The sequence below is a fragment of the Zwartia hollandica genome, assembly GCF_019923725.1.
Lineage (GTDB): Bacteria > Pseudomonadota > Gammaproteobacteria > Burkholderiales > Burkholderiaceae_B > Zwartia > Zwartia hollandica.
Map to the genome: position 1 here is coordinate 438,843 of NZ_JAHXRI010000010.1, position 23,514 is coordinate 462,356.

At 52.0% G+C, this 23,514-nt stretch carries 21 protein-coding genes and 1 tRNA gene; 10 read left to right on the top strand and 12 right to left on the bottom strand.

Features of this window, described 5'->3' with window-relative positions:
* Nucleotides 1-79: 79 nt before the first annotated feature.
* Both pnp and rpsO read right to left on the bottom strand, forming a co-directional pair.
* Nucleotides 80-2,242, bottom strand: a complete 2,163-nt coding sequence (pnp, locus tag KZZ10_RS12835; RefSeq protein ID WP_259661922.1) for a polyribonucleotide nucleotidyltransferase — start codon at nt 2,240-2,242, stop codon at nt 80-82.
* Nucleotides 2,243-2,341: 99 nt separating this feature from the next.
* On the bottom strand, nt 2,342-2,611 hold the full coding sequence (gene rpsO / locus KZZ10_RS12840) for a 30S ribosomal protein S15 (RefSeq protein ID WP_259661923.1): 270 nt from the start codon (nt 2,609-2,611) through the stop codon (nt 2,342-2,344).
* Between the two features lie 204 nt (nt 2,612-2,815).
* Here rpsO and KZZ10_RS12845 point away from each other — a divergent pair, with 204 nt between their 5' ends.
* Nucleotides 2,816-3,307 carry a hypothetical protein gene (locus KZZ10_RS12845; RefSeq protein WP_259661924.1) on the top strand — a complete coding sequence of 164 codons (492 nt, stop codon included), beginning with the start codon at nt 2,816-2,818 and terminating at the stop codon, nt 3,305-3,307.
* A gap of 27 nt (nt 3,308-3,334) precedes the next feature.
* Here the strand turns inward: KZZ10_RS12845 and pssA are convergent, their stop codons facing one another.
* The 5 genes from pssA to KZZ10_RS12870 form a co-directional block, all read right to left on the bottom strand.
* On the bottom strand, nt 3,335-4,102 hold the full coding sequence (gene pssA, locus KZZ10_RS12850) for a CDP-diacylglycerol--serine O-phosphatidyltransferase (protein ID WP_259661925.1): 768 nt from the start codon (nt 4,100-4,102) through the stop codon (nt 3,335-3,337).
* 17 nt (nt 4,103-4,119) lie between these two features.
* On the bottom strand, nt 4,120-4,770 hold the full coding sequence (locus tag KZZ10_RS12855; protein WP_259661926.1) for a phosphatidylserine decarboxylase: 651 nt from the start codon (nt 4,768-4,770) through the stop codon (nt 4,120-4,122).
* A gap of 120 nt (nt 4,771-4,890) precedes the next feature.
* Nucleotides 4,891-5,907: a ketol-acid reductoisomerase gene (gene ilvC, locus KZZ10_RS12860; RefSeq protein WP_259661927.1), complete on the bottom strand. Its 1,017-nt coding sequence runs from the start codon at nt 5,905-5,907 to the stop codon at nt 4,891-4,893.
* A gap of 81 nt (nt 5,908-5,988) precedes the next feature.
* Nucleotides 5,989-6,480 carry an acetolactate synthase small subunit gene (gene ilvN / locus KZZ10_RS12865; RefSeq protein ID WP_259661928.1) on the bottom strand — a complete coding sequence of 164 codons (492 nt, stop codon included), beginning with the start codon at nt 6,478-6,480 and terminating at the stop codon, nt 5,989-5,991.
* A 10-nt stretch (nt 6,481-6,490) separates the two neighbouring features.
* Nucleotides 6,491-8,242: an acetolactate synthase 3 catalytic subunit gene (locus tag KZZ10_RS12870; protein ID WP_259661929.1), complete on the bottom strand. Its 1,752-nt coding sequence runs from the start codon at nt 8,240-8,242 to the stop codon at nt 6,491-6,493.
* A gap of 53 nt (nt 8,243-8,295) precedes the next feature.
* Between KZZ10_RS12870 and KZZ10_RS12875 the strand changes: the two genes are divergently transcribed.
* The 3 genes from KZZ10_RS12875 to KZZ10_RS12885 all read left to right on the top strand — a co-directional run bounded on the left by KZZ10_RS12875 (nt 8,296) and on the right by KZZ10_RS12885 (nt 11,743).
* The gene (locus KZZ10_RS12875) at nt 8,296-8,517 is read left to right on the top strand and encodes a hypothetical protein (protein WP_259661930.1); all 222 of its coding nucleotides are present in this window, start codon (nt 8,296-8,298) and stop codon (nt 8,515-8,517) included.
* A gap of 232 nt (nt 8,518-8,749) precedes the next feature.
* Nucleotides 8,750-10,927: an FUSC family protein gene (locus KZZ10_RS12880; RefSeq protein WP_259661931.1), complete on the top strand. Its 2,178-nt coding sequence runs from the start codon at nt 8,750-8,752 to the stop codon at nt 10,925-10,927.
* Between the two features lie 33 nt (nt 10,928-10,960).
* Nucleotides 10,961-11,743 (top strand): 3-hydroxybutyrate dehydrogenase, encoded by a 783-nt coding sequence (locus KZZ10_RS12885; RefSeq protein ID WP_259661932.1) that lies wholly within the window; start codon nt 10,961-10,963, stop codon nt 11,741-11,743.
* A 12-nt stretch (nt 11,744-11,755) separates the two neighbouring features.
* Here the strand turns inward: KZZ10_RS12885 and yaaA are convergent, their stop codons facing one another.
* On the bottom strand, nt 11,756-12,529 hold the full coding sequence (gene yaaA, locus KZZ10_RS12890; protein ID WP_259661933.1) for a peroxide stress protein YaaA: 774 nt from the start codon (nt 12,527-12,529) through the stop codon (nt 11,756-11,758).
* A gap of 123 nt (nt 12,530-12,652) precedes the next feature.
* On the opposite strand from yaaA, the gene KZZ10_RS12895 reads away from it, so the two are divergent.
* The 6 genes from KZZ10_RS12895 to KZZ10_RS12920 all read left to right on the top strand — a co-directional run bounded on the left by KZZ10_RS12895 (nt 12,653) and on the right by KZZ10_RS12920 (nt 19,790).
* A tRNA-Ser gene (locus tag KZZ10_RS12895) sits at nt 12,653-12,742 on the top strand.
* Between the two features lie 39 nt (nt 12,743-12,781).
* On the top strand, nt 12,782-14,293 hold the full coding sequence (locus tag KZZ10_RS12900) for a sensor histidine kinase (protein WP_259661934.1): 1,512 nt from the start codon (nt 12,782-12,784) through the stop codon (nt 14,291-14,293).
* Nucleotides 14,290-14,928: a response regulator transcription factor gene (locus KZZ10_RS12905; RefSeq protein WP_259661935.1), complete on the top strand. Its 639-nt coding sequence runs from the start codon at nt 14,290-14,292 to the stop codon at nt 14,926-14,928. The genes KZZ10_RS12900 and KZZ10_RS12905 overlap by 4 nt, the downstream gene beginning before the upstream one ends.
* Nucleotides 14,929-15,182: 254 nt before the next feature.
* On the top strand, nt 15,183-18,236 hold the full coding sequence (locus KZZ10_RS12910; protein ID WP_259661936.1) for an autotransporter outer membrane beta-barrel domain-containing protein: 3,054 nt from the start codon (nt 15,183-15,185) through the stop codon (nt 18,234-18,236).
* A gap of 360 nt (nt 18,237-18,596) precedes the next feature.
* Nucleotides 18,597-19,418, top strand: a complete 822-nt coding sequence (locus tag KZZ10_RS12915) for a hypothetical protein (protein ID WP_259661937.1) — start codon at nt 18,597-18,599, stop codon at nt 19,416-19,418.
* Nucleotides 19,419-19,571: 153 nt separating this feature from the next.
* Nucleotides 19,572-19,790 carry a hypothetical protein gene (locus tag KZZ10_RS12920; protein WP_259661938.1) on the top strand — a complete coding sequence of 73 codons (219 nt, stop codon included), beginning with the start codon at nt 19,572-19,574 and terminating at the stop codon, nt 19,788-19,790.
* Here KZZ10_RS12920 and modC read toward each other — a convergent pair.
* The 4 genes from modC to KZZ10_RS12940 form a co-directional block, all read right to left on the bottom strand.
* Nucleotides 19,787-20,869 carry a molybdenum ABC transporter ATP-binding protein gene (gene modC / locus KZZ10_RS12925; protein ID WP_259661939.1) on the bottom strand — a complete coding sequence of 361 codons (1,083 nt, stop codon included), beginning with the start codon at nt 20,867-20,869 and terminating at the stop codon, nt 19,787-19,789. The two genes, KZZ10_RS12920 and modC, sit on opposite strands and share 4 nt — an antisense overlap.
* The gene (gene modB, locus KZZ10_RS12930; RefSeq protein WP_259661940.1) at nt 20,866-21,555 is read right to left on the bottom strand and encodes a molybdate ABC transporter permease subunit; all 690 of its coding nucleotides are present in this window, start codon (nt 21,553-21,555) and stop codon (nt 20,866-20,868) included. The genes modC and modB overlap by 4 nt, the downstream gene beginning before the upstream one ends.
* Nucleotides 21,556-21,567: 12 nt before the next feature.
* Entirely contained in the window at nt 21,568-22,281 is a 714-nt protein-coding gene (gene modA / locus KZZ10_RS12935) for a molybdate ABC transporter substrate-binding protein (protein ID WP_259661941.1), read from the bottom strand.
* An 89-nt stretch (nt 22,282-22,370) separates the two neighbouring features.
* Entirely contained in the window at nt 22,371-23,513 is a 1,143-nt protein-coding gene (locus KZZ10_RS12940) for an MFS transporter (RefSeq protein ID WP_259661942.1), read from the bottom strand.
* Between the last annotated feature and the right edge of the window lies 1 nt (nt 23,514).

A 23,514-nucleotide genomic window follows, 5' to 3' on the forward strand; every position in this document is an offset into this window, starting at 1 on the left:
TTAGACTTAGTTTAATATAAAACAATAAAAAACCCCATCCGTCGGAGGCGACGAGTGGGGTTGAGATAAAGCGAATTTACTACTGCGATGCTGCGGGCGCGTCAGGTGCTGCAGCAGGTGCAGGTGCACCACCTTGCTGCTCGATGCCACCAATCGCCTTCACCGAAAGACGCAAACGACCTTTGTCATCGGCCTCGATCACTTTAACGCGCAGGTTTTGACCAACCTTGAGCACGTCATTGATGTTGGCAATGCGGTAGTTTGCAATCTCCGAGATGTGCAGCAAACCATCACGGCCTGGCAACACTTGCACGATCGCACCAAAGTCTAGCAGACGCAGAACACTACCTTCGTATTCCTGGCCCACTTCAACATCGGCAGTCAGCTCAGTGATACGACGCTGTGCTTCGCGTGCACGATCGAGATCAGCGCTCGAAATGACAATGGCGCCATCATCCGAAATATCAATCTGGCAACCCGTTTCTTCGGTCAAGGCACGGATGGTTGCACCACCTTTACCAATCACGTCGCGGATTTTTTCTGGATTGATCTTCATGGACAACATGCGTGGCGCAAATTCAGACAACTCTGTACGTACGCCCTGTGTGGCCTCACGCATCTTCGACAGGATGTGCATCCGGCCGTCGCGCGCTTGTGCCAAAGCAACCTGCATGATTTCTTTGGTGATGCCCTGGATTTTGATGTCCATCTGCAACGCAGTGATACCTTTATCGGTACCGGCAACTTTAAAGTCCATGTCACCCAAGTGATCTTCATCACCGAGGATGTCAGTTAAAACTGCAAATTTGCCTGCGTCAAGAATCAGACCCATCGCAACACCAGCGACCAAATCTTTAACTGGCACACCAGCATCCATCATTGCGAGCGAACCGCCGCAGACCGATGCCATCGAAGATGAACCGTTTGATTCGGTGATCTCGGAGACAAGGCGGATGGTGTACTGGAAGTCAGCAGCTTCTGGCAGTAATGGCACCAGCGAACGCTTAGCCAAACGACCATGACCGATTTCACGACGCTTCGGCGTACCGACGCGGCCAGTTTCGCCAGTGGCGAACGGAGGCATGTTGTAGTGCATCAGGAAACGGTCACGATACTCGCCCATGAGCGCGTCAATGATTTGTTCGTTTTGCTTGGTGCCCAAGGTCGCAATAACCAGCGCCTGTGTTTCACCGCGCGTAAACAATGCACTGCCGTGCACGCGAGGCAACACGCCCAGACGAATCGAAATCGGACGCACGGTGCGTGTATCACGACCATCGATACGTGGCTCACCTGACAGAATCTGGCTGCGCACGATACGGGCTTCAAGATCGAACAAAATGTTATCAACCGTTACCGAGTCTGGCTTGGTTGTGCCTGCGGCAGCAGCTTCTTCAGCAAGCTTTCCATGCACGTCAGCGTAAACCTGGCGCAGCTGCGTTGTGCGCTCTTGCTTTTGACGCGTCTGGTAGGCGGCGTTGAGAGGGCCTTGTGCGGCAGCCGTAACTGAAGCGATCAAGGCTTCGTTTTTAGCGGCGGGGGCCCACACCCAGTCTGGCTTGCCAGCTTCGCGCACGAGGTCGTGAATCGCACTGATGACAGCTTGCATTTGGGTATGACCAAAGACCACGCCACCGAGCATGATTTCTTCGGACAATTGCTGCGCTTCAGATTCCACCATCAACACGGCGGCTTCTGTACCAGCAACAACCAAATCCATCTGCGATGTCTTGAGCTGTGTGGCGGTCGGATTCACGAGGTACTGACCATCGATATAACCAACACGCGCGGCACCAATCGGGCCGTTGAATGGAATACCTGAAACAGCCAAAGCAGCCGATGCACCGATCATCGCAGGGATGTCAGGATCGATCTCTGGGTTGCACGACAAGACATGAATGATCACCTGAACTTCGTTGTAGAAGCCTTCAGGGAACAAAGGGCGCAAAGGACGATCGATCAAGCGCGACGTCAGCGTTTCTTTTTCGGAGGGCTTACCTTCGCGCTTGAAGAACCCGCCGGGGATCTTGCCAGCTGCGTAAGTTTTTTCGATGTAATCGACGGTCAGGGGGAAAAAATCCTGACCTGCTTTTGCATCTTTTTTAGCAACAACTGTTGCAAGTACAACGGTGTCTTCGATTGTGACCAGCACTGCACCCGACGACTGGCGAGCGATTTCGCCTGTCTCGAGCACGACTGTGTGTTGGCCGTACTGAAATGATTTGGTCACTTTATTGAACATGACAATTTATTCCTTACAAATGAAAAACCGTGGGCGTCGCAGCACGCGTGCCGCATCAACCACGGTTGATTCACGGGGAGACTGCCCCACAGATTCCGATCACTTGCGCAGACCGAGTTTTTCGATCAGTGCGCGATAAGAATCAGGGTTGCGGCCCTTGAGATAATCGAGCAACTTACGGCGACGGCTAACCATGCGAAGCAGGCCGCGACGTGAGTGGTGGTCTTTCAGGTGAGTTTTGAAGTGATCTGTCAGCTCGTTGATACGAGCAGTAAGCAAAGCAACTTGAACTTCAGGTGAACCGGTATCGCCCTGAGCGCGCTGAAACTGCGCAACGATGTCGGATTTTTTAATATCAGCTACAGACATTTTTATTACCTCAGATAACAAGCGTCAGGACCGAGGCGCCCTGACGTGATTGGATTAAAGAGCTTTAAAAACAATGCTTTTTATAAGTAAAGCCGCACGATTATAGCTGATTGGCTAAAATGACGATCAAACCGTCTTCAAGGACAAACCACCATGTCAGTACTCAGCAATATTTTGTGCGCTGCTCTTATGAAAAACGCCCGCATGACAAAACTTAGTGTTTTAGTAGGTGCAGCGCTACTGACCGGTTGTGCAAATATGAACACCGTCCCGCCGGGCACGCCATTGGCCGAGGTGATCAAAAAGTACGGCAAACCAGACACCATCTGCAAAAAAGACGATGGCACAGAGCGCTTGATCTGGTCTGGGCAACCCTACGGTCAATTTTCTTGGGGTGGCACAATAGCCAAAGATGGCAAAGTCATCAAGATTGAACAAGTACTCACGGATGAGCAATTTGAAGTCTTGAGTGTAGGTAAATGGTCAGCAAAACAAGTCGAATGCCAATTTGGGCCGCCTGCTAACACCTACGGGATCGCCAAGGGTAATGAAATTGTCTGGGCCTATCGCTACAAACAATATGATATTTGGCCCTCTATGATGTACGTTTACATGGGCTCTGATGGCCAACATGTCACGCGTTTTCATCCTGCGCCAGATCCCTTGACCTTGAGCGACAGTCTGTTTCCCATATAAACCAAAAGCCGGCATCTGCCGGCTTTTTTATCGCTGATTGCGCGACGCAGAAAGCTGACCTTGCCGGCGCCAACGCCACAACCACACGCCCCAGCCCGATAAGCCATAAATCACGAATAACGCAAACAGCACAACGGGAGGGTCGCTCGAGATAAACACAAACCCCGCGACAAATACCAAAATGACCCAAAACGGCACGCTACGACCCAACGCAAACGACTTGCCACTGTAAAACGGCAAATTAGTCACCATCGCAATCCCGCAGTATAAGGTCAGCACAAACGAGGTCCACGCTAGAAACTCGCGTGGCACCTGCAAACGATTATCCACCACGAGCCACACAAAACCAGCGATCAATGCGCCGGCAGCCGGACTGGGAAGACCTTGAAAGAAACGCTTGTCTACCACTGCGATATTCGTATTGAAACGCGCAAGCCGAAGGGCTGCTCCGGCAACATACACGAACGCCGCAAGCCAGCCCCAGCGGCCCAGGTCGTGCAGCATCCATTCGTACATCACGAGTGCTGGCGCAACGCCAAATGACGTCATATCAGAGAGCGAGTCGTATTGCTCACCAAATGCGGAGGTTGTATTGGTCAAGCGCGCTACGCGACCGTCCATACCGTCAAGCACCAAGGCACAAAAGATTGCAATGGCAGCCATCTCAAAGCGTCCGTTCATCGCCTGCACGACAGCATAAAAACCTGCAAACAACGCCGCAGTCGTGAAGGCGTTGGGAAGCAGGTAAATGCCGCGATGGCGTTGTTCAGGGTCGCGCATTGGATTGTTAGCCATGGAGGCGCCTCAAAAGTTTAAGAGGGTAAATCGGCAAGCACTGTGCTCGTTGCACTGACTTTATCGCCGATTGCGACACGTGGTCGTGACCCAATTGGCAGATAGACATCGACCCTCGAACCAAAGCGAATAAAGCCATAACGCTGACCACGCGCCATCGTATCACCCGCTTTGGCGTAACAAAGAATCCGCTTGGCGACTAAGCCCGCCACCTGAACCGCGGCCACAATATGCCCAGCATCCGTGCGCAACACCATGGCGTTGCGCTCATTTTCCAGAGAGGCCTTGTCTAGCGCTGCATTGAAAAACTTGCCAGGAAAATATTCAGTGCTCAGCACTTCACCGTCCACCGGACTGCGATTACTGTGCACGTTAAATACATTCATAAACACACTGATCTTGAGCGCTTCACGCTGTGCGTAAGGATCAAGCGTTTGCTCCACCACAACGATACGTCCATCAGCCGGTGACAATACTGCATTGCCTTCGGTCGAGCCCGAGCGCGCAGGATCACGGAAAAATTGCAGGATAAAAACTGCAATCACCCAAAAAAGAATAGACCAGGCAGGCGACAGAAATGTCACCAGCAAGGCGATCGCGACGGAGCCCGCTAGAAAAGGCCAACCCTCACGGGCAATAATAGGATGCGGATAATGTGGTGTATTCATCGTAAGCGAAAGGTTAACCCAAAAAAACACGCCCCGAAGGGCGTGTTTTCGAATGCCGGCTGAACTGAGTCAGGCCTTCGGATCACTTTCGCAAGCCGAAACACCAGAAATGCCTCAAAATCAGTTCTTGGTCTTATCAACCAGCTTGTTTGCAGCAATCCAAGGCATCATGGCGCGCAACTTAGCGCCGACAACTTCGATTTGCGACTCAGCGTTGATACGACGACGCGATATCAAAGCAGGCGCACCCGCTTGGTTTTCAAGGATGAAGCGCTTGGCGTATTCGCCGGTCTGAATGTCTTTCAGAGCCTGACGCATCGCATCACGTGTTGCATCGGTAACAATTTTAGGACCTGTTTCGTATTCGCCAAACTCAGCGTTGTTCGAAATCGAGTAGTTCATGTTGGCGATACCGCCTTCATAAATCAGGTCAACGATCAACTTGAGTTCGTGCAAGCACTCAAAGTAGGCCATTTCTGGCGCGTAGCCTGCTTCGACCAGCGTGTCAAAACCAGCTTTGATGAGTTCGACGGTACCACCGCACAACACTGCCTGTTCACCGAACAAGTCAGTTTCAGTTTCTTCGCGGAAGTTTGTCTCGATGACACCAGCGCGACCGCTACCAATGGCGCAGGCATACGACAGTGCGACATCGCGTGCCGAACCCGATTTGTCTTGATGCACAGCCACCAGCGATGGAACGCCACCACCTTGCGAGTAGGTGCCGCGCACAGTGTGACCAGGTGCCTTGGGGGCAATCATCACGACGTCGATGTCTTCGCGTGGCATGACTTGACCGTAGTGCACGTTAAAACCGTGTGCAAACGAGAGCGCTGCACCAGGCTTAATGTTTGCATGGACGCTTTCACGATAGACTTGAGCGATATTCTCGTCAGGCAACAGCATCATGACGAGATCTGCTGCTTTAACGGCATCAGCAACTTCAGCGACTTTCAAACCGGCATTAGCCGCTTTTTTCCACGACGCGCCGTCTTTACGCAGACCAACGACGACTTTAACGCCCGACTCATGCAGGTTCAGTGCATGTGCGTGACCTTGCGAACCGTAACCAATAATCGCAACGGTCTTGCCTTTGATCAGGGACAGATCACAATCTTTATCGTAATAAACCTTCATTCTGGGCTCCAGATTTTTTTAAGTTGAATACAGTAATGCTTAAAGCTATTGGTTTGAATCAAATCAATCGACCAACGCCGATCAAAGTTTAAGAATGCGTTCGCCGCGGCCAATCCCCGAGACACCCGTACGGACGGTTTCGAGGATAGCGCTACGATCCAGCGCATCAATAAAAGCTTGCACCTTCTCCTGGTTTCCCGTGAGCTCGATGGTGTAGGCCTTATCTGTTACGTCAATGATGCGTCCGCGAAAAACATCCGCCATACGCTTCATTTCTTCGCGCTCTTTGCCCACTGCGCGCACTTTAATCAGCATCAGTTCGCGCTCGATATGTGGACCTTCTGTCAGGTCAACCACTTTGATCACATCAATCAACCGATTCAAGTGTTTAGTGATTTGCTCGATCACATCATCGGACCCCATGGTGACGAGCGTCAAGCGAGACAGGGTGCTGTCTTCAGTGGGCGCAACCGTCAGGGTTTCAATGTTGTAACCACGCGCAGAAAACAAACCCACCACACGCGAAAGTGCGCCAGGAGCGTTTTCCATCAGAACAGAAATTACGTGTTTCATGGTGGTCTCCTTATAGATCTTCAGAGCCGAGCAACATTTCGGTCAGGCCCTTACCCGCCTTGACCATTGGCCAGACGTTTTCGCTTTGATCCGTAATGAAGTCCATGAAAACCAGACGATCTTTCAACTTGAACGCTTCCCGCAAGGCGCCATCGACATCCGAAGGCTTGTCGATGCGCATCCCGACGTGGCCATACGCTTCTGCCAGCTTAACGAAATCAGGCAAGGCATCCATGTAGGACTCGGCGTAACGCGAGGAATAGTCAATTTGCTGCCATTGGCGAACCATACCGAGGTACCGGTTGTTCAGGCACAAAATCTTCGGTGTGAGGTGATACTGCCGACAGGTGGAGAGCTCTTGAATGTTCATCTGGATTGAGCCCTCGCCCGTAATGCAAGCAACCGTTGCATCAGGATGGGCCATCTGAACGCCCATGGCGTAGGGCAAACCCACGCCCATCGTGCCCAAGCCGCCTGAATTAATCCAACGGCGAGGCTTGTCAAACCCGTAGTACTGCGCGGCCCACATTTGATGCTGACCCACATCGGAGGTAATGTACGCATCACCCCCAGTGACTTCCCAAAGCTTTTGTACGACCGACTGCGGCTTGATTAGTTCGGCCGAATCGGCGAACTTCATACACTCTTTACCGCGCCAGATTTGAACCTGCTGCCACCATTTGGCCAAGGCGTCTTTATTAGGCTTGGTCTCTACGGCTGCAGCTTGATACTGCTCCATCAATTCAATCAGCACATCTTTAACGTTCCCAACAATTGGCACGTCAACCTTCACACGCTTGGAGATCGAAGAGGGATCGATATCGATATGAACAATCTTGCGTAGATTCTGTGCAAAGTGCTTGGGGTTACCAATCACACGGTCGTCGAAGCGTGCGCCAACTGCAATCAGGACATCGCAATGCTGCATTGCCATGTTTGCTTCGTAGGTGCCATGCATACCGGGCATTCCAACGAATTGCTTATCGGTTGAAGGATAAGCACCCAAGCCCATCAAGGTATTCGTGCAGGGTGCACCAATCATCTTGACAAATTGTTGTAGCTCAGGCGCCGCGTCGGACAAGATCACGCCGCCACCCGAATAAATCATCGGGCGTTCGGCTTGCAGCAGCATCTGCACTGCTTTTTTAATTTGTCCCTGATGTCCTTTCACGACAGGCGTGTAGGAACGCATCACGGGCTCACCCTTGGCTGGCGAATACTTGTACCGCGCTGCAGTGATGTCTTTAGGGATATCCACCAGCACGGGGCCGGGTCGTCCGGTGCGTGCGAGGTAAAACGCTTTGTGTAAGGTGTCCGCTAGATCCTTGATGTCACGCACTAGGAAATTATGTTTGACGCATGGACGGGTAATGCCCACCGTGTCGCACTCTTGGAACGCGTCTTCACCGATTGCGTGGGTCGGAACTTGTCCACTAATCACCACCATCGGGATTGAGTCCATGTAGGCTGTCGCAATGCCCGTGACGGCATTGGTCACACCAGGACCGCTTGTGACTAAGCAAACGCCTACCTTGTCAGACGAGCGTGCATAAGCGTCTGCTGCGTGCACGGCTGCTTGCTCGTGTCGCACCAGAATATGTTTGAACTTATCTTGTTTGTAAATTGCGTCGTAGATGTATAAGACAGCGCCACCGGGATAGCCAAAAACGTGTTCTACGCCTTCGTCAGCCAAGCAACGCACGACGATGTCTGCGCCATTGAGTTCCATAAAGTCATTCCTTTCATTACCGGCATCGCCCATATGACTGCATCCTCGGATAAAGAGAAACGCTGAACCGCGACAGGTGTTGCAACATGACCCGACGTTTTCAGACTCACGGAGCCTGGCCACCCGGACACCTTGCCAACCCGGCACGCATTCGCCATTCGGCTATGCACGCACCCAACAGGGGTGCACTGGATCGAAACGGAAGCGCTGACCGATGCTTGTGGCAGGGGCAGCAGCAAAAGTTAAATGGCAAAGATGGTTGGGTGGTGACCCAAACTTTAAAAGCCATCGCACGAAAAAACGGTTAGTTTTTTGGCACGAACCTGAAACTTTACCGTGTTGTGCGGCGCAGCGCAACTCGGCAATATCTACGAAATCGTTGGCTAATAGAGCATTTAGGTCAAAATATGCCTTTGCCACTAGCTTTTTCACCGCAGACGCCGAGACGGTGCTAGATTATTAAATAAATTGCTGCGCTGCACACAAAATCCTACTTGGGCGTGCGCTTGGCTTATCCCTGCCCCCCCCTTACAACACCCGATGAACGACGCAGTTAGCCAGCTCCAGCGCTTTTTGTTCAGCCACCACTTATATAGCGGGGTGCGTCGGGCTGCGGGCATTTTGCTGCCCATCACGATTCTAGGCGGCATATTTGGCTGGTATGGGGCAGGTCTGATCGCGACCTTCGGCGCACTATGCGTCGCCTTTATTGATCAACCAGGCCCCCACGAGCATCGTGTGAGGGAGATGCTGGGTGGCACGCTGCTGAGCACCCTTACAGTGGCAATAACCGGTTTAGCCTCAAGCCACCCCCTGCTCATTTGGTTTGTGGTTATTGGGCAATGTTTCGCGTATTCCATGCTTTCCGTGTTCGGCAAAAAAGGCGGGCAAATCGGTTTTGCATGTTTGCTGCTCATGACTGTCACCATGCACGAGGCTATGCCAACCAACGAGGTCTGGTTGCACACACTGACCTCTTTCGCCGGTGGCCTTTTTTACACCTTGTTTAGCTATTCGTTGAGCCGTGTGATGCATGTGCGCGAAAAAGAGCAGGCCTTATCGGTTGCCTTATTCGCCACAGCGGACTACATCGGACGACGTGCCGACATGTACGACTGTAGTCGCGACCTAGAGGATAGTTATCGCAAACTGGTGGCTTGCCAATCAAGCATGACCGATAAACACCAAGGAGCACGTGACATGGTGTTACGCGGGCTCGCCAAAGCCGGTCTGATCACTGACTCCAAACGCATCATGCTTTGGAATCTGTTCATTGAAATGATCGACATTCTTGAGACTCTCGTTGCCACGCGTACAGACTACGCGTTACTCAGACAAAAGCTGGGCAACTCTGATGCAATTTTGTTTATGCGCGATGCGTTACGCAAAATGTCAGTCGATCTTGACTACATCGCCTTATCGGTATCGAAGGAAACGACTGCCTCGCATCGCAGTAGCGTCAAAGCAGAACTTCGCGCGCTGGAATACGAAATAGAGCAAATGACACGTAATGGCTTTGCGCAAAGCGATCCCAACACCTATAACCTCTGCGTTGAAATCCTAAGACGCCTGCGTCACAGCGCAGAAATTATCGAACGCATGATTGAGGCGACACAACGCAAGCCGAACGCTAAGCCGTTGGAATCAGTCATGCTTGACCAATCACTCAGCCAGTTTTTATCGCGCGAACACTTTCGCCTGCGCATGATCACTAGCAATCTGCGTCTGGACTCTCCGATCTGCAGGTATGCCTTACGCGTCGCCCTTGCAGCTGGGGTCGCAATGACGGTCTGGACACTTATTCCACAGCTTGCGCAACAAGGCTACTGGATCCTGCTGACAGTACTCATCATCATGAAGCCGGGCTTTGCACTGACTCGACAGCGCAACGGTTGGCGCCTCGTAGGCACCTTGATTGGCTGCACTGTCGCGCTTGGCATTATGTTTGCTAATCTGAGCAACTCTTGGCTTCTCGCCATTATGGTGCTATCCACCATCATCGGCGGCAGCATGCTGCAGATCAATTACATGGTCGCATCCATCTTCAACACAAATGCCGTGTTGTTAGCCTTCCATTTTGTCGACCCCTCGGCGGCCACCGTGATTGGCGATCGCGCGTTAGACACGTTTATCGGTTCGGTGATTTCGTTTGCCTGCAGTTACTTCCTGCCGTGGTGGGAATCGCAGTTCATGCCATCGCTTACCAGGGCCGCGATATCGGCAAATCGCGAATACCTGCGTGCGGGCTTGAAATATGTCACTGTCTTTCAGCAGTCAGGACAAAACTCGCTCGACGAACAAGTCAAGCAAGCGGATTTGGCCTGGCGCCTATCTCGCAAAAACGCCTATGTCGCGCTGAGCAATCTAGCCGATGCATTTTATCGGATGATGCTCGAACCACACTCGCGTCAGTGGCATGCGGTCGAGTTCAACAATCTGATGATTCAAAACCATACACTCGCCTCGCAGATTGCAACAGTAATCCACACCTTGGCGACATCTCGCGAAGCACCGCAACCGATGACTGACCACCTTTTGGCACTCGTACCTTTTTTGGAAGCCCACAGAAGTGGCTATCTGCCTCCCTTACCTGCGATGGTGAGTGACGGCAGTCAACCCACACTCAGTTATCCCATGACACAATTACACAACACGGTCGCTGCAATCGATCAAGAGATGTCCATCATTCATCAACACTTAACACCTGCTTCACTTTAAATATTCTCTTCGTTATCTCATAAGGAAAATGATATGTCCCTCAAAGGCAAAGTCGCGTTAGTTACTGGCGCTGCCAGCGGCATCGGTCGCCAAGCCGCCCTCACCCTCGCACAAAAAGGGGCAGCCGTTGTGATTGCGGATCTCAATCAATCCGCTGCAGACGCGGTTGCAACTCAAATCATAGAAGCAGGTGGCAAGGCCATGGGTGTTGTGATGGACGTGACCGACGAAGCCGCTGTGAATGCGGGCGTCGATCAAACCGTTAAACAATTTGGCAGTATCGATATCTTGGTTGCAAACGCTGGCATTCAGATCGTGCATCCCGTGGAAGACTTTCCGTATGCCGAATGGAAGAAAGTCGTGTCGATTCACCTAGACGGCTCCTTCTTAACCACCAAAGCAGCGCTCAAGCATATGTATGCGGCTGGGCGCGGCGGCTCGATCATTTACATGGGCTCGGTGCACTCACACGAGGCCTCGCGCTTGAAGTCAGCCTATGTGGCTGCCAAGCATGGCATCTTGGGTCTCGCTCGAGTGGTTGCCAAAGAAGGTGGTCCCAAGGGCGTACGTGCAAACGTGGTCTGCCCAGGCTTTGTACGCACCCCTCTGGTCGAAAAACAAATCCCCGAGCAAGCAGCAGCTTTCAATATCAGCGAAGCCGAAGTGATTAAAAACATCATGCTGAAAGATACAGTCGACGGCGAGTTCACCACAACTGAAGACGTGGCAAACGTCATTGCCTTTCTCGCGGGCTTTGAAAGCAATGCATTAACCGGTCAATCCGTAGTGGTCAGCCACGGCTGGAGCATGCACTAAGCCGGCTTGTAGTTATGCGCCGGGACGTCTGAACACGAGCTTATCTTCGGTTGAGACGTCTGCGGCAAACGCGTAACCCTCTGCATCAAACTTCTTTAGCCCCTCGGGCTTTGCGATGCGGTTTTCAATCGCAAAACGCGCCATCAGTCCACGTGCACGTTTTGCATGAAAACTCACCACCTTCCACGCAGCGCCCTTCCCGTCTTGAAACACGCACTGAATCACACGTGCCTTGAGCTGCTTTGAATCGACCGATTTGAAATACTCTTCAGACGCGAGGTTCACAATGATCGGAGCTTTGTCTTTTGCAAGACGCTCATTCAAATACGGGGCGATCGTCTTTGCCCAGAACTGATAGAGATTGGTGCCACCTGGATTATCCAGTTTGGTGCCCATTTCCAAGCGGTATGGCTGCATCAGATCTAAGGGCCTTAGCACGCCATACAGACCGCTTAAGATCGCGACATGCTCTTGTGCCCACTCAAGATCTTTAGGCTTAAGTGTGGAGGCCTCAAGGCCCTCGTACACATCACCATTAAAGGCCAAGATCGCCTGCCGGGAATTGGACTGATTAAAGCTTGGCTTCCAAGCGGCATAGCGATCGACGTTGAGCTTGGCTAGCGCAGGGCTCAAATCCATCAGCTCACCCACCTCGGCCGCGGAACGGGCCTTGAGCACCTTGATCAACACGGCGGCTTCCTTTACAAACAAAGGCTGTGTGTGCGTTTGCACGTTCAGTGCGGAGTCATAGTCGAGTTTTTTGGCGGGCGATAAGACGAAGAGCATGGCACGGGTCTCGCTTGTTAGATAGAACCAAAGAGCTAAGGCCTATAGTTTACCGGTTGGCTTGGCAGTTTCTGCTAGAATTACGGGCTTGACCCAGTGCTCGCGGTTACCCAACCGCATCCCGGAGAGGTGGCAGAGTGGTCGAATGTACCTGACTCGAAATCAGGCGTGGGTGCAAATCCACCGTGGGTTCGAATCCCACCCTCTCCGCCAAATTTACGATGCAACGAATCAATCATCGGTTGGGTCAGCATGGATATCCTTACGTGGGGCGTCGTCTTTTTCACCACAGGTATCGCGTTAACTAATGTTATCTTTGGCGCCCCGCTCTGGATTAAAGCACCCAAGAACCAGCCAACTATCATTGTGATGACTGGCGCAGCACTAAGTATGTGTGCATTTCTTGCGGCCACTGCTCCGCTGCTGATACTGACATCGCACTCGGATTTTGGAACGAAGGCGACTGTGTTTATGACAGCCTTTGCCAAGCTAGCCCCAGTGTTATTTATCTGCTTCATTCTGCAAGCATTGTTCCTAAGATCAACTCGGCAATCAATATTTGACCGTCAATCCCTATTGATATCCCTGTTCTTTATCGGGCAACTAGGTTTGAGTATTGTTATCTTTAATCAAACGGCGTTGACTGATCTCCAAGAGGTCACAATTGATTTCGTGCGAAGTATTTTCCGCAGCGTCATCTTCCTTCTTTTTATGGCGTGGATTTATTGGGAAGCAAGAGCAAAAGTTAAAGAGCATCCCAATTATCTTCTGAACTTTATCCAGCTCTTTTGTGGGCTCTGTTTGATTCAGTCTCTGGCCTGGATCTGCTTCTTAGCCACCGATTTCAGTAACGATTTTGAGTTGGTTAATCAGTTTGGGGGCTGGCTCGCTCTAGATATGATCAACAGGGTTATTCGAACAGGGATTTTTTGTTTAGTTCAAGTGCTCATTTGTCTTTATTGGTCTCAGCACTACTCATTGAGTGCAATTCAAGAGCGCCAAAAACTAGAACGGATCCAGGATCTACTGAAAGAAAAAGATAATCTGATCAGGAAACTATCTACTAGTACAGCGTTAATTGAGAGCGGTGCATTGTCAGCAGGGCTAGCGCACGAATTCAATCAATTTTTAACGCGGATTGAAATGAATACAGACGAAGCCTTGCATCTCGTAGAGGGTTCAAATACAAAGACCGACGATCTAAAACGACCGTTAAGTAATATTCGAAAAGCGAATCACGCAGCAGCTACGCTAGTCGTCAATCTAAAAAAACTTTTTCAAACCGATGCTGAACATTCTGATTTTTGTAATGTGGATGACCTAGTGCGTGATGTTGTTGCGCTGTATACAAATCGATTAAGCCAATCTAATATTCAAATTGAATTGAAGTTGCAAGTGAGCCAGCAACTATCAATTTGGGAGCATTTGTTTCGGCAAGTCGTGGTTAACTTGCTTTCGAATGCAATTGAGGCGCTCAATGCCAGCAGCCAATCGAATAAATTGATTCGGATTGAAAGTAACCTTACCCGGCAGCGGCAATACTGTTTGGTGATAACCGATAGCGGCCCCGGGATTCGCTCAGAGCAGGAGGCGCAGATGTTCAATATGTTCGCAACGTCTAAATCCACCGGCACCGGCGTCGGTCTTTGGTTATCGCGCTATATCGTGGAGCGCCATCAAGGCTCCCTCCACTACGAAAATTTGCCAAACCAAGCCGGGGTTAGCTTTGTGATCTCAATACCTGTGGGTAACACACCACGATGAATAATTCGGTCGCAACGAGCATCCCTTCGGGTCAGCACTTCGTTTTTTTAGTGGAAGATGACGACGACTTGCGTTCTGATTTAGAACACGCCTTACAGGCCTCTGGCTACACCACATTCGCTTTCGCTGATCCAGAGGGGTTTTTAAGCGAGTTCGAGCCTTTGGTGCCCGCGGTCTTGGTCACAGACATGCGTATGCCCAAAAAAAGCGGCGTTCAGTTACAAGCTGATTTACTTGAAAAAGGTCATCAACTCCCGATTATTTTTATTAGTGGTGCAAGCTCAGATGAACAAATCATCAAGGCCTTTAAGAATGGTGCCTTTGATTTTTTATTAAAACCGTTTGGCCGTGATGCGCTGTTGAGTGCGGTCGCACGCGCGATGGAGCAGAGCAAGACTGTGATGGATGAGACGGGGCGCCAGACCCGCTTGGCTGCCGCCCTCAAAACCCTGACCCCCCGTGAGAGGCAGGTATTTAGTCTGATGGCAAAAGGCTATGACAATAAACAGCTCGTCAACGAACTCGGGCTCGCACTGCCAACCGTCAAGCAATACAAGTCTGAAGTGATGGAAAAACTCTGTTTGTCCTCACTTACGGAGCTAATTGCTTTAAGCGCCAGCATTGACGGCAAGTAACCGCGTAAAACCTCGCAAAATACCTGTTTTTTCTTCCGCACTCCTACGATCGTAGGATGGCAAGCCCACTTTCTATCCACACAATGCTCACACGTTAACTAGCGACGACCCTCCGGTCGCCGCAGTCATGGCACGCGAAGAACGCATCGCCTAGTGTTATGCCATTCACTCGAGAGCATAGATTGCATACCTTCTCATCACGGACTACAAAATCGATACTTTGTCAGGTAAAGCGAAACGGTTGGTCGCACCTAATGCTCCAGCTTGTAGCCGTTAGCTTAGTTACGATTCATCTTCCTGCGACTGCTGCTGCAATCTGTGATTCCAGTATCACTACAGCAGTTTCGACCTGCACCGTGACGTCTGGGTCTGTGGAGGTTGGTGCTGGGGGATCGGTTACTGGAAGTGCTGTTGAGGTCGGTCAGGGTTCAAATGGCATAGCCGCGACAGGCAACGTTAACTTAATCAATATCTCAAGCAGCATTGTCCCGGCAGTTGTCGGAGGCATTGGGAGTGCGGGTAGTCCTGGTGCCCCTACGGAGACGATGTTTGGCGGGACTGGTGGTGATGGCTCTTCAGGAGGCTATGGCCTCTACAACACTAGCACAATCACAAATTTAGTGAATTCGGGTCAAATCAAAGGTGGCGCTGGTGGCGCTGGTGGACCCGGCGGACCCGGCGCCCAGTTCGGTGGCAGCGGTGGTTGGGGCGGGGTTGGTGGCCCCGGAATTTTTAACTCGGGTACCATTACCAACCTCACCAACACAGGCTCTATCCTTATGGGTGCGGGGGGGGCTGGAGGAGCTGCTGGGCCTGGTGGCTTCAGTGGCCAAACCCCGACTACGAATTACGGCATCAGAAATACCGGAGTCATCACCACACTTAACAACCAACAGGGAGCCAGCAGTAGCGCTCTAACGTATAGGGGTAACCTACCCGTTAATTACAACATCATCATTGCGAGTACCACTGACTTCGGTAAATTGTCTGGAAACCTTGTCACAGGGACCATGACATTTGGAATTTCTTCCTTATCCACAGCGGATAGCTCTATCTTAAATACGACACTGAGTTCAGTGTTGAGCGGTATCGCGGCAGCAAACCTCGCTAACACAAGTGGCACAGCAGATGGCTACGCCTTTACGTTGAGCGAGACAGCATCTGAGTCCGGCATCTGGAACTTACTCATCACGCTGCCTGGAACGGGTGGTTCTGGTAGTGGCTCGGGCTCATCGTCCAGCGGAACAAGCGTCTCAACCGTCTCTAGTGGCACAAGCGTTGGGCTGGCTTCACTTGGTGCGAGTCCTGTCTTGTCTGGTGGCACGCTTGTGCTGTTAAGTGGTGATAGCTCAAGCACTGCCTTTAGTGTGGCTGGTGCAAGCACGATTCAGAATCCCACCTCAGGTAGTGCTAGGTTGTCGGGTGTGTTCTCTGGTGCAGGGTCCTTGACCTTTACTGGCTCGGGCACAACAGTGTTAAGTGGTGCCAATACCTATTCAGGTGGCACAACAGTAACGGGCGGCACGCTATCACTGGCGGGTGGTTCACCCACAGGTACGGGTGATGTGTTCGTAGCCTCTGCGGGTACGCTGATGGGTACAGGCACGATTGCGGGTAACAGCATTGTGAGTGGTGTGCTTAAGCCGGGTAACTCGCCGGGCTATTTGTCTTTCACTAAAAATCTGACACTGAACTCTGGGTCAACCTATCAGCAAGACATTGCTGGCAACGTGCAAGCAAGCAGCGCAACGCCTGTGGGTGCTTCAGGCTATTACTCCTTTGTGAATGTCGGCAGTCAACTGGTGATTAATTCGGGCGCGACGCTTACGCCGCGCTTATCAAATTTGTTTAACGCAAGTGAATCAGGCTACGGCAGTGCGATCTACGTCCCAGCACTTGGCGATCGCTTCCGTATGGTGACAGCGACCGGTGGTATCTCGGGTCGCTTCAGCACACTCACACAACCCGCTGAGCTCGCTAGTGGCACACAGTTCATCGCGTTCTATAACGTCAACAGCAGCAGTAGCCTTGATCTGGCTGTGACGCCGACTTCTTACAGTTCTACGTTGTCATCAAGCACCACGAACGCCAAGGAAGTCGCGAATGTCTTGGATCAGCTCTTAGGCGTTAACAAGACGGGTGCTGCTACGGCAGCACAAGACTCCTTGCTTTATGCCGTTTCTGGTCAAACCGCAGCAAGTCTTCCAAGCTTTGCGCAATCCCTCTCGGGTGAGATCCACGCAGCCTCAGCAGCCACGCTTCCCCAGACGACACAGCGCGTGCAGCAAGCGGTGTTGGCACGCTTAGGCGACTTCCCGATGGCTCCGAATCAACTTGGTGGCGGTGCTGGCAATACACCCACCCCCTTATCGTCAGGTGCTGTCACAGGTAATAACCCCTCGGGGCTACCTACTGCCAACATGAGTTCAAATCCCGCCGTCAACCCGAAGTCCGCAAACATCACGAGTGCAGCCGTAGCAGACGGTCGTGCCTGGGGTGAGATCGCCTACCAGCGCGGTGAGCGTTCAGGTAACAGCGGTGGCAATGGCTTTAACAACAACCTATACCAAGCCGTGTTTGGTGTGGATGCATATACAAACGCTGCGCTTGGCTTAAAGCTTGGTGGTGGCTTAGCACTCTCAAACACCACGGTCAATGCCACGGGTGGCAACAGCACCATCCAGCAGGGCGCTTTGTTCCTCTACGGCAAGATGCCTGTGGCAGAAGATTATGTACTCGACGGTATGGTGAGCCTTGGCCTAAGTTCCACCAACCTCTCGCGCAGCGACGTTACCGGTATCAGCAGTGGCTTTAGCAACAAGTCTGTCATGGGTAACGATGTGCTGGTGAGCGCAGGCTTGAGCCGTCCGTTTGAGACGAGCGGTTTGCGCATCACCCCTTATGTGCGCCTCACTTACCAGTACGTGGGCCAAGCATCCTACGATGAGGGCGCAAGTGCTGCAGCGCTTACCGTAGGACGGATGAACGCCAACGGCGTGCGTGGAGTGATCGGAGTGGGCGCCGGGTCACTGAACAAAGACCCACTCAAAGATGAATACACCTACCGTGCGAACCTCGCCATCGGTGCTGACTCGCAGGGCTTGCTCAACCCAACACTCAATACCACCCTCGGTGGCTACTCAAGCAGCGTCACCACCCCCACAGCAGGCTCTACGTTTGTGCAGGCAGGTTTGTACGGCACAGTGAAAGTCGCTGACAGCGCCTACGCCTATGCAGGCGTCTCGGTCGAGGCTAGGACAGGGCAGACGCTGTATGGCGGGAGTGTGGGTTTAAGGGTGGCGTTTTAGGGAGGGTGCCCAGAGTTCGTATCCCTCCCGCAGACCAAAAGCAAAAAACCTGCGATTGCAGCACTTCAGGCGATTTGTAATGTCATCAAGGCTGTCCCGCCACAAAGTCAGGGAGATAAAGCACCTAACGGTGCTTTTTTTTGCCCCAACGGCCTTGTGAAAATTTTTTGCGCTTCTAAGCAAGCGCGAGGAATAAGGTGAGCGCAAAAGGGATTTGGATGCAATACTCGTGCCCTAGCCATCGGATACAAATCCATCTAACCTGATATTGGACCTGACATGTACAGAATCATCCTTAGAGCTGTTTTAGTCTTTTTTGCCTTGATTCTGCCCACCTATGCGCAAAGTCCAACACCCTCCTTGTTCAACGATCTAAATGCAGCGGCAAGAGAGTCTTACGGAGCCGCACGAGCACTTGCATTAAAGAGTGATCAACCCGTCTTTCTGGTAACACACACCGTTACCTTGATTAGGGGAGAGGATTTGGGCTCCCTACCCTATTCGCCGCCTCTTTATCACGAACTCAAGTCAATTTCACATCTTCCTCTAGGTGTTCACTCGGCGTCGATAGGACTACTCGAGAGCCCAACAAAGCAGCCTTGGATTGAGCGATTGAGGACGTTAGTCAAGAATGTGGATATTGCCGAGGCAGATCTGGCCAAGGCATCATTTACCGAAGCACAAAGAGTGCGTCAGCAGAAGATCTTGTCGCTGTCACGCGCTTATATCGATAATGTATTAAGCCGCGAAAATGTCGACATGGCTTCCATTACCCGCTACTCTCGCGCGCTTGCACCATTGCTTCTCGCCAATGCAGCAGATGCTGCAAATGTACAGATCGAAGCTCTAGATCAGGCCGTGCGCGAACTCAGTAAAAAACTCAAACCGGGAGAGTTTGAAAAAGCGCTTGCGGTCATTACCGGTCCGAAAACACCGCGCGAAGGAAATTTGCAGTTCCAATATTTTGTATACGCGTTCGGTCCCGGCTCTGCTGGGTCAAGAGTCCTTTATATGGAAAGCATTTTTGACCGAGAAGCGGCGTTGGGCGTCCTTAGAACTGTCCTAAATGACCGCGTCGCCAGTCAAGCTTTTTTTGGGGACACTTATCGGCTGGAGCGCGACCTGATGGCCGATGGCGCCACCGTAGAATTGATGCGACGGTTTGGCCACCTTGGCCAGTGAACAGCACGCAGGAGCCACACTAAAGGGAATCGCGATGGACGCTAACCTGAGTTTTCCTCCCGACGGCTCTGTCACAATTTGTAGCACTTCTACGCTTGTGGGCGTGATGAGAACTTGAGACAATTTTCATCCAACAGTTTTAGGATTTGTTAGATGGAAGCACGGATTATTTCCTTGGAAAAATTTGCAGTAGAGACATGCGATCGCTTGGCCCGTATCGAAACGCGGTTAGAGACGTTTGCAACGAAAACCGATCTACATCAAGAATTGCACAGAATGACCTGGAGACTATTAGGCGGCACGATGACCGGGGCATCCGCTTTGGTAGGCGTTGTGTATTGGATCGCGCGATCCGTACCCTACACACACTAAGCTAGCGCAACCGATTTAATCTGGGCCCACACCACAGTCCCGACATTCAACCCAAGCGTCACCAAGGCCTTACGGGTGACGCGTGCCAGTAAGCGCTGGTCTTGATACCGAATACCAACCAAACAGCTGGCGGGGTGCGCATCATCATTGATGCTCTCGATCACACCGCATATCTTATTTTGAATCGAACTGTCGCGCGGCTCGATCAGCGCTAAGCTGACATCGCTAGCGTGTATGTGAACCCGCACTGCGGTACCAACCGCGAGTTCTTTTTGCCGTACCCACAGGCGGGCACCACTGACGTCAATGCAAGTTAAGTGATACGTGTTGTCATGCTCGGCGACAGAGCCTGCCAACACGGCGCCCGCCTCTGACCCCGCGTGCGAAGCGAAGACAGAATCTGATAGCGTCTGGCTCACAGAGCCCTCTACCTTTACCCGTCCGTTATCTAGCAGCACCACGTGGTCTGCTAGACGCGTGAGCTCCTCCATCGCGTGCGTCACGTACAAGACAGGAATACTCAATTCGTTATGCAGCCGCTCGAGCCACGGCAAGATCTCCTGACGGCGCGCACTGTCGAGTGATGCTAGCGGCTCATCCAACAACAAGATCTTCGGCTGTGTCGCCAGCGCACGTGCAATGGCCACACGCTGGCGCTCACCACCCGACAAACTTGTGGTGTCCCGGTCAGCGAGATGTTCAATACCTAAGAGTGTGGTGGCCGCTTTGAGTGCTGCCTCACCACCAGGCTTATTTGTCCGCTTAATGCCATACACAAGATTGGCCTGCACGCTCAGGTGTTCGAACAGGCTAGCCTCTTGGAACACATAGCCTAAGTCGCGCTGCCAGGTCGGTGCCCACTTCGCATGCGCATCGTCCTGCCAAACCGTATCACCAATCGTGACGAGGCCCTGCGCACGCTCCAAGCCCGCCACGCAGCGCAGGATCGTCGTCTTGCCTGAGCCCGAGGGGCCAAACAAGACGGTGACGCCACGAGCAGGCAGCTCAAGATCTACCTCAAGCGCAAAGCTTTGTCGCCGTAAAGAAAGAGCAAGCCGAAGTGCCTTAGAGTTCGTCATGGCAGCACCCTATCTGAGCGCCTTTTTAATAACGACAAGCAGAGCAACACAGCAAAAGAAAAAATCACCATTCCAGCCGCCAGCCAATGGGCCTGGGTGTATTCCATCGCCTCGACATGCCCAAAGATCTGTGTCGATACCACACGCGTTTGACCGGGTATGTTTCCACCAATCATGAGAACCACACCGAACTCGCCCACGGTGTGCGCAAAGGTTAGAACCGTTGCGGTTAACAACCCCGGCTTGGCTAAAGGCAGAGCAACCGTAAAGAAAGCATCCAGGGGTGTTGCACGCAAGGTCGCTGCAACCTCGAGCGGGCGACGGCCGATGGCTTCAAACGCATACTGAATAGGTTGCACGGCAAAAGGCAAGGAAAAAACAATAGACCCAATCAAAATACCGCTAAAAGAAAATGACATCAAGCCCAGACCCAAGCCCTGCGTCAACATTCCGACCCATCCTTGCGGGCCTAACAGTACCAATAAATAAAATCCCAGCACGGTGGGGGGCAAGACCAAAGGCAGAGTCACCATTGCACTGATGGACGCACGCCATTTAGAGCGGGTCTGGGACAACCACCACGCGATCGGTGTCGCCACTAACAAGAGAATGATCGTTGTTAGCGCCGCCAGCTTAAGCGTCAGGCCTATCGCTTGCCAGGCATCCGGAGTAATGGGGCTTGTCATTGGGGGCAAACTCTAAAGGTCGTACCCGAAGGATACGATGATGGCTTTTGCTTTATCGCTACGCAAGTACTGCAACAGGGCTTGAGCAGCCCCATTCGCTTTGCCTGACGTTAGCAACACAGCATCCTGCTTAATTGGACTATACAGGTTAGACGGGACCACCCAGCCAGAACCTTCTTTGAGTTTGCCGTTTTCAAATACCTGGGAAAGCGCAACAAAACCAAGTGCTGCATTCCCAGATGAAACGAATTGGAAGGTCTGACCAATGTTTGAGGCTTCAACAAGCTTAGGTCCGAGTTGCTTGGTGAGGTTCATTTTCTCGAGGACCTGTATGGCTGCAGCGCCATAGGGTGCAAGCTTTGGATTTGCGAGCGCAAGCTTGTCAAATTTTCCTGTTTTAAGAATCTCGCCCTTGGCATCGACAAGATCAGCCTTCTTGCTCCACAGTACGACTTTTCCCGTTGCATACGTAAAGCGGGTTCCTAGCACAGCAACACCTTCTCGCTCTAATCTTGCGGGCGTCTCGTCATCGGCCGCCAGCAAGACAGTAAAGGGTGCACCGTTCTTGATCTGAGCATAAAACTGCCCTGTGGCGCCAAATGACAGAATGGCCTTATGCCCAGTATCGCGCTCAAAGGCTTGCGCGATGACCTTCATGGGTGCGGTGAAATTAGATGCTACCGCAACGCTCACCTCTCCAGCCATCGTCATCATGGGCAAGGTCATTGTTATTACTAGAAGCAATAACCGTTGGAGCACACATCTTGCCATCGGGGGTCGTTCGCTATGATCTGAGTGACGAAAATCTTATCACGCTAGCGTGTTCGGCGTGTGCTAAACCGCGTCATACACAATACGAGGAGCAAGGCGCATACGGAGCTAAAGACATAAAGCATGCCCGTCCCGCCCAGGCGCATCAAGGCACCTGAAAGCAACGGACCCAAGGCAGCACCCACGCTGTACACAATCAAGACTACAGCGGACGCACCGACCCGCCTATCTTCTTGAACTCGGTCATTGGAAAGCCCAGAGGCTAAACCATAAAGCGTAAATTGAATGACACCCAGACCAGCGGAGAACAAAAGCATCAGCCAATACGGCCAACTGACCCAACCCCACATCAACGCGGCAATTGCTGTAAAGATCAACGCATTATTTCGTACGAGCTTAGCCCGATCAACGCGATCGGATAACCAGCCCATCGGCCATTGCGCCACGAGCCCTGCGATGACAGTCGTCGCCGTATAAAAAGCAACTTGTCTTGTGCTGAACCCTTGGTCCGCCGCATAGACCGCAGCCAATCCATAAAAAGACGCTGAAATATTGCCAGAGAAGAAAGCCGTGATTAACGCCATAGGCGCTACCTTAGAAAAGTACCTGAGGTCCACAGGCGTGGGCAGTTGCATAACGGGGGGCTTCAACTTCGCGAGCAGAATGGGGAGCAAGCTCAATGCTTGGCACAGTGCGACAAAGATGAGGATGCGTAAATCAAGTGTAGGGTACAGCGTGATTGCAAGCTGCCCGAGCGCCGTTCCAGTGCTGGACATCACCAAATACACGGACATCACCCGGCCGCGATGGGTATTCTGCGTTTGCGCATGCAACCAGCTCTCAACGACGATATATTGAATGGACATCGCAATGCCCACGATTAGGCGAAGTCCAATCCAGACGGGCAGAGAATCAAACAAACTCTGTGCGAGTATTGAACAAATCGACACAACGGCAGCGGTGGCGCAGGCACGAATATGTCCTACTTGAAGGATCAAGTAGTTGCCAACGCGAGCTCCTGTGCATAAACCTACGTAATAAGCCGACATCAGCGCACCAATCCATAAGGCGCTCACCGACTCAGAGGTCAGTTTTAAGGCGACGTAAGTGTTAAAGAGCCCCGTGCTGACCAACATCAGCAACGTAGCAACGTACAGGGATGGAAACGAGGCGAAAGTAGAAATCATT

What these genes read in the sequence shown, in the direction of transcription:
- KZZ10_RS12920 (WP_259661938.1), top strand. Translation starts at nt 19,572, where the DNA reads ATGGAAGCACGGATTATTTCCTTGGAAAAATTTGCAGTAGAGACATGC.
- pssA (WP_259661925.1), bottom strand. Translation starts at nt 4,102, where the DNA reads ATGGCTAACAATCCAATGCGCGACCCTGAACAACGCCATCGCGGCATT.
- modA (WP_259661941.1), bottom strand. Translation starts at nt 22,281, where the DNA reads ATGACCTTGCCCATGATGACGATGGCTGGAGAGGTGAGCGTTGCGGTA.
- yaaA (WP_259661933.1), bottom strand. Translation starts at nt 12,529, where the DNA reads ATGCTCTTCGTCTTATCGCCCGCCAAAAAACTCGACTATGACTCCGCA.
- KZZ10_RS12845 (WP_259661924.1), top strand. Translation starts at nt 2,816, where the DNA reads ATGACAAAACTTAGTGTTTTAGTAGGTGCAGCGCTACTGACCGGTTGT.
- KZZ10_RS12880 (WP_259661931.1), top strand. Translation starts at nt 8,750, where the DNA reads ATGAACGACGCAGTTAGCCAGCTCCAGCGCTTTTTGTTCAGCCACCAC.
- KZZ10_RS12885 (WP_259661932.1), top strand. Translation starts at nt 10,961, where the DNA reads ATGTCCCTCAAAGGCAAAGTCGCGTTAGTTACTGGCGCTGCCAGCGGC.
- KZZ10_RS12870 (WP_259661929.1), bottom strand. Translation starts at nt 8,242, where the DNA reads ATGGGCGATGCCGGTAATGAAAGGAATGACTTTATGGAACTCAATGGC.
- KZZ10_RS12855 (WP_259661926.1), bottom strand. Translation starts at nt 4,770, where the DNA reads ATGAATACACCACATTATCCGCATCCTATTATTGCCCGTGAGGGTTGG.
- KZZ10_RS12940 (WP_259661942.1), bottom strand. Translation starts at nt 23,513, where the DNA reads ATGATTTCTACTTTCGCCTCGTTTCCATCCCTGTACGTTGCTACGTTG.
- KZZ10_RS12875 (WP_259661930.1), top strand. Translation starts at nt 8,296, where the DNA reads ATGACCCGACGTTTTCAGACTCACGGAGCCTGGCCACCCGGACACCTT.
- rpsO (WP_259661923.1), bottom strand. Translation starts at nt 2,611, where the DNA reads ATGTCTGTAGCTGATATTAAAAAATCCGACATCGTTGCGCAGTTTCAG.
- modC (WP_259661939.1), bottom strand. Translation starts at nt 20,869, where the DNA reads ATGACGAACTCTAAGGCACTTCGGCTTGCTCTTTCTTTACGGCGACAA.
- KZZ10_RS12905 (WP_259661935.1), top strand. Translation starts at nt 14,290, where the DNA reads ATGAATAATTCGGTCGCAACGAGCATCCCTTCGGGTCAGCACTTCGTT.
- modB (WP_259661940.1), bottom strand. Translation starts at nt 21,555, where the DNA reads ATGACAAGCCCCATTACTCCGGATGCCTGGCAAGCGATAGGCCTGACG.
- KZZ10_RS12910 (WP_259661936.1), top strand. Translation starts at nt 15,183, where the DNA reads ATGCTCCAGCTTGTAGCCGTTAGCTTAGTTACGATTCATCTTCCTGCG.
- ilvN (WP_259661928.1), bottom strand. Translation starts at nt 6,480, where the DNA reads ATGAAACACGTAATTTCTGTTCTGATGGAAAACGCTCCTGGCGCACTT.
- KZZ10_RS12900 (WP_259661934.1), top strand. Translation starts at nt 12,782, where the DNA reads ATGGATATCCTTACGTGGGGCGTCGTCTTTTTCACCACAGGTATCGCG.
- ilvC (WP_259661927.1), bottom strand. Translation starts at nt 5,907, where the DNA reads ATGAAGGTTTATTACGATAAAGATTGTGATCTGTCCCTGATCAAAGGC.
- pnp (WP_259661922.1), bottom strand. Translation starts at nt 2,242, where the DNA reads ATGTTCAATAAAGTGACCAAATCATTTCAGTACGGCCAACACACAGTC.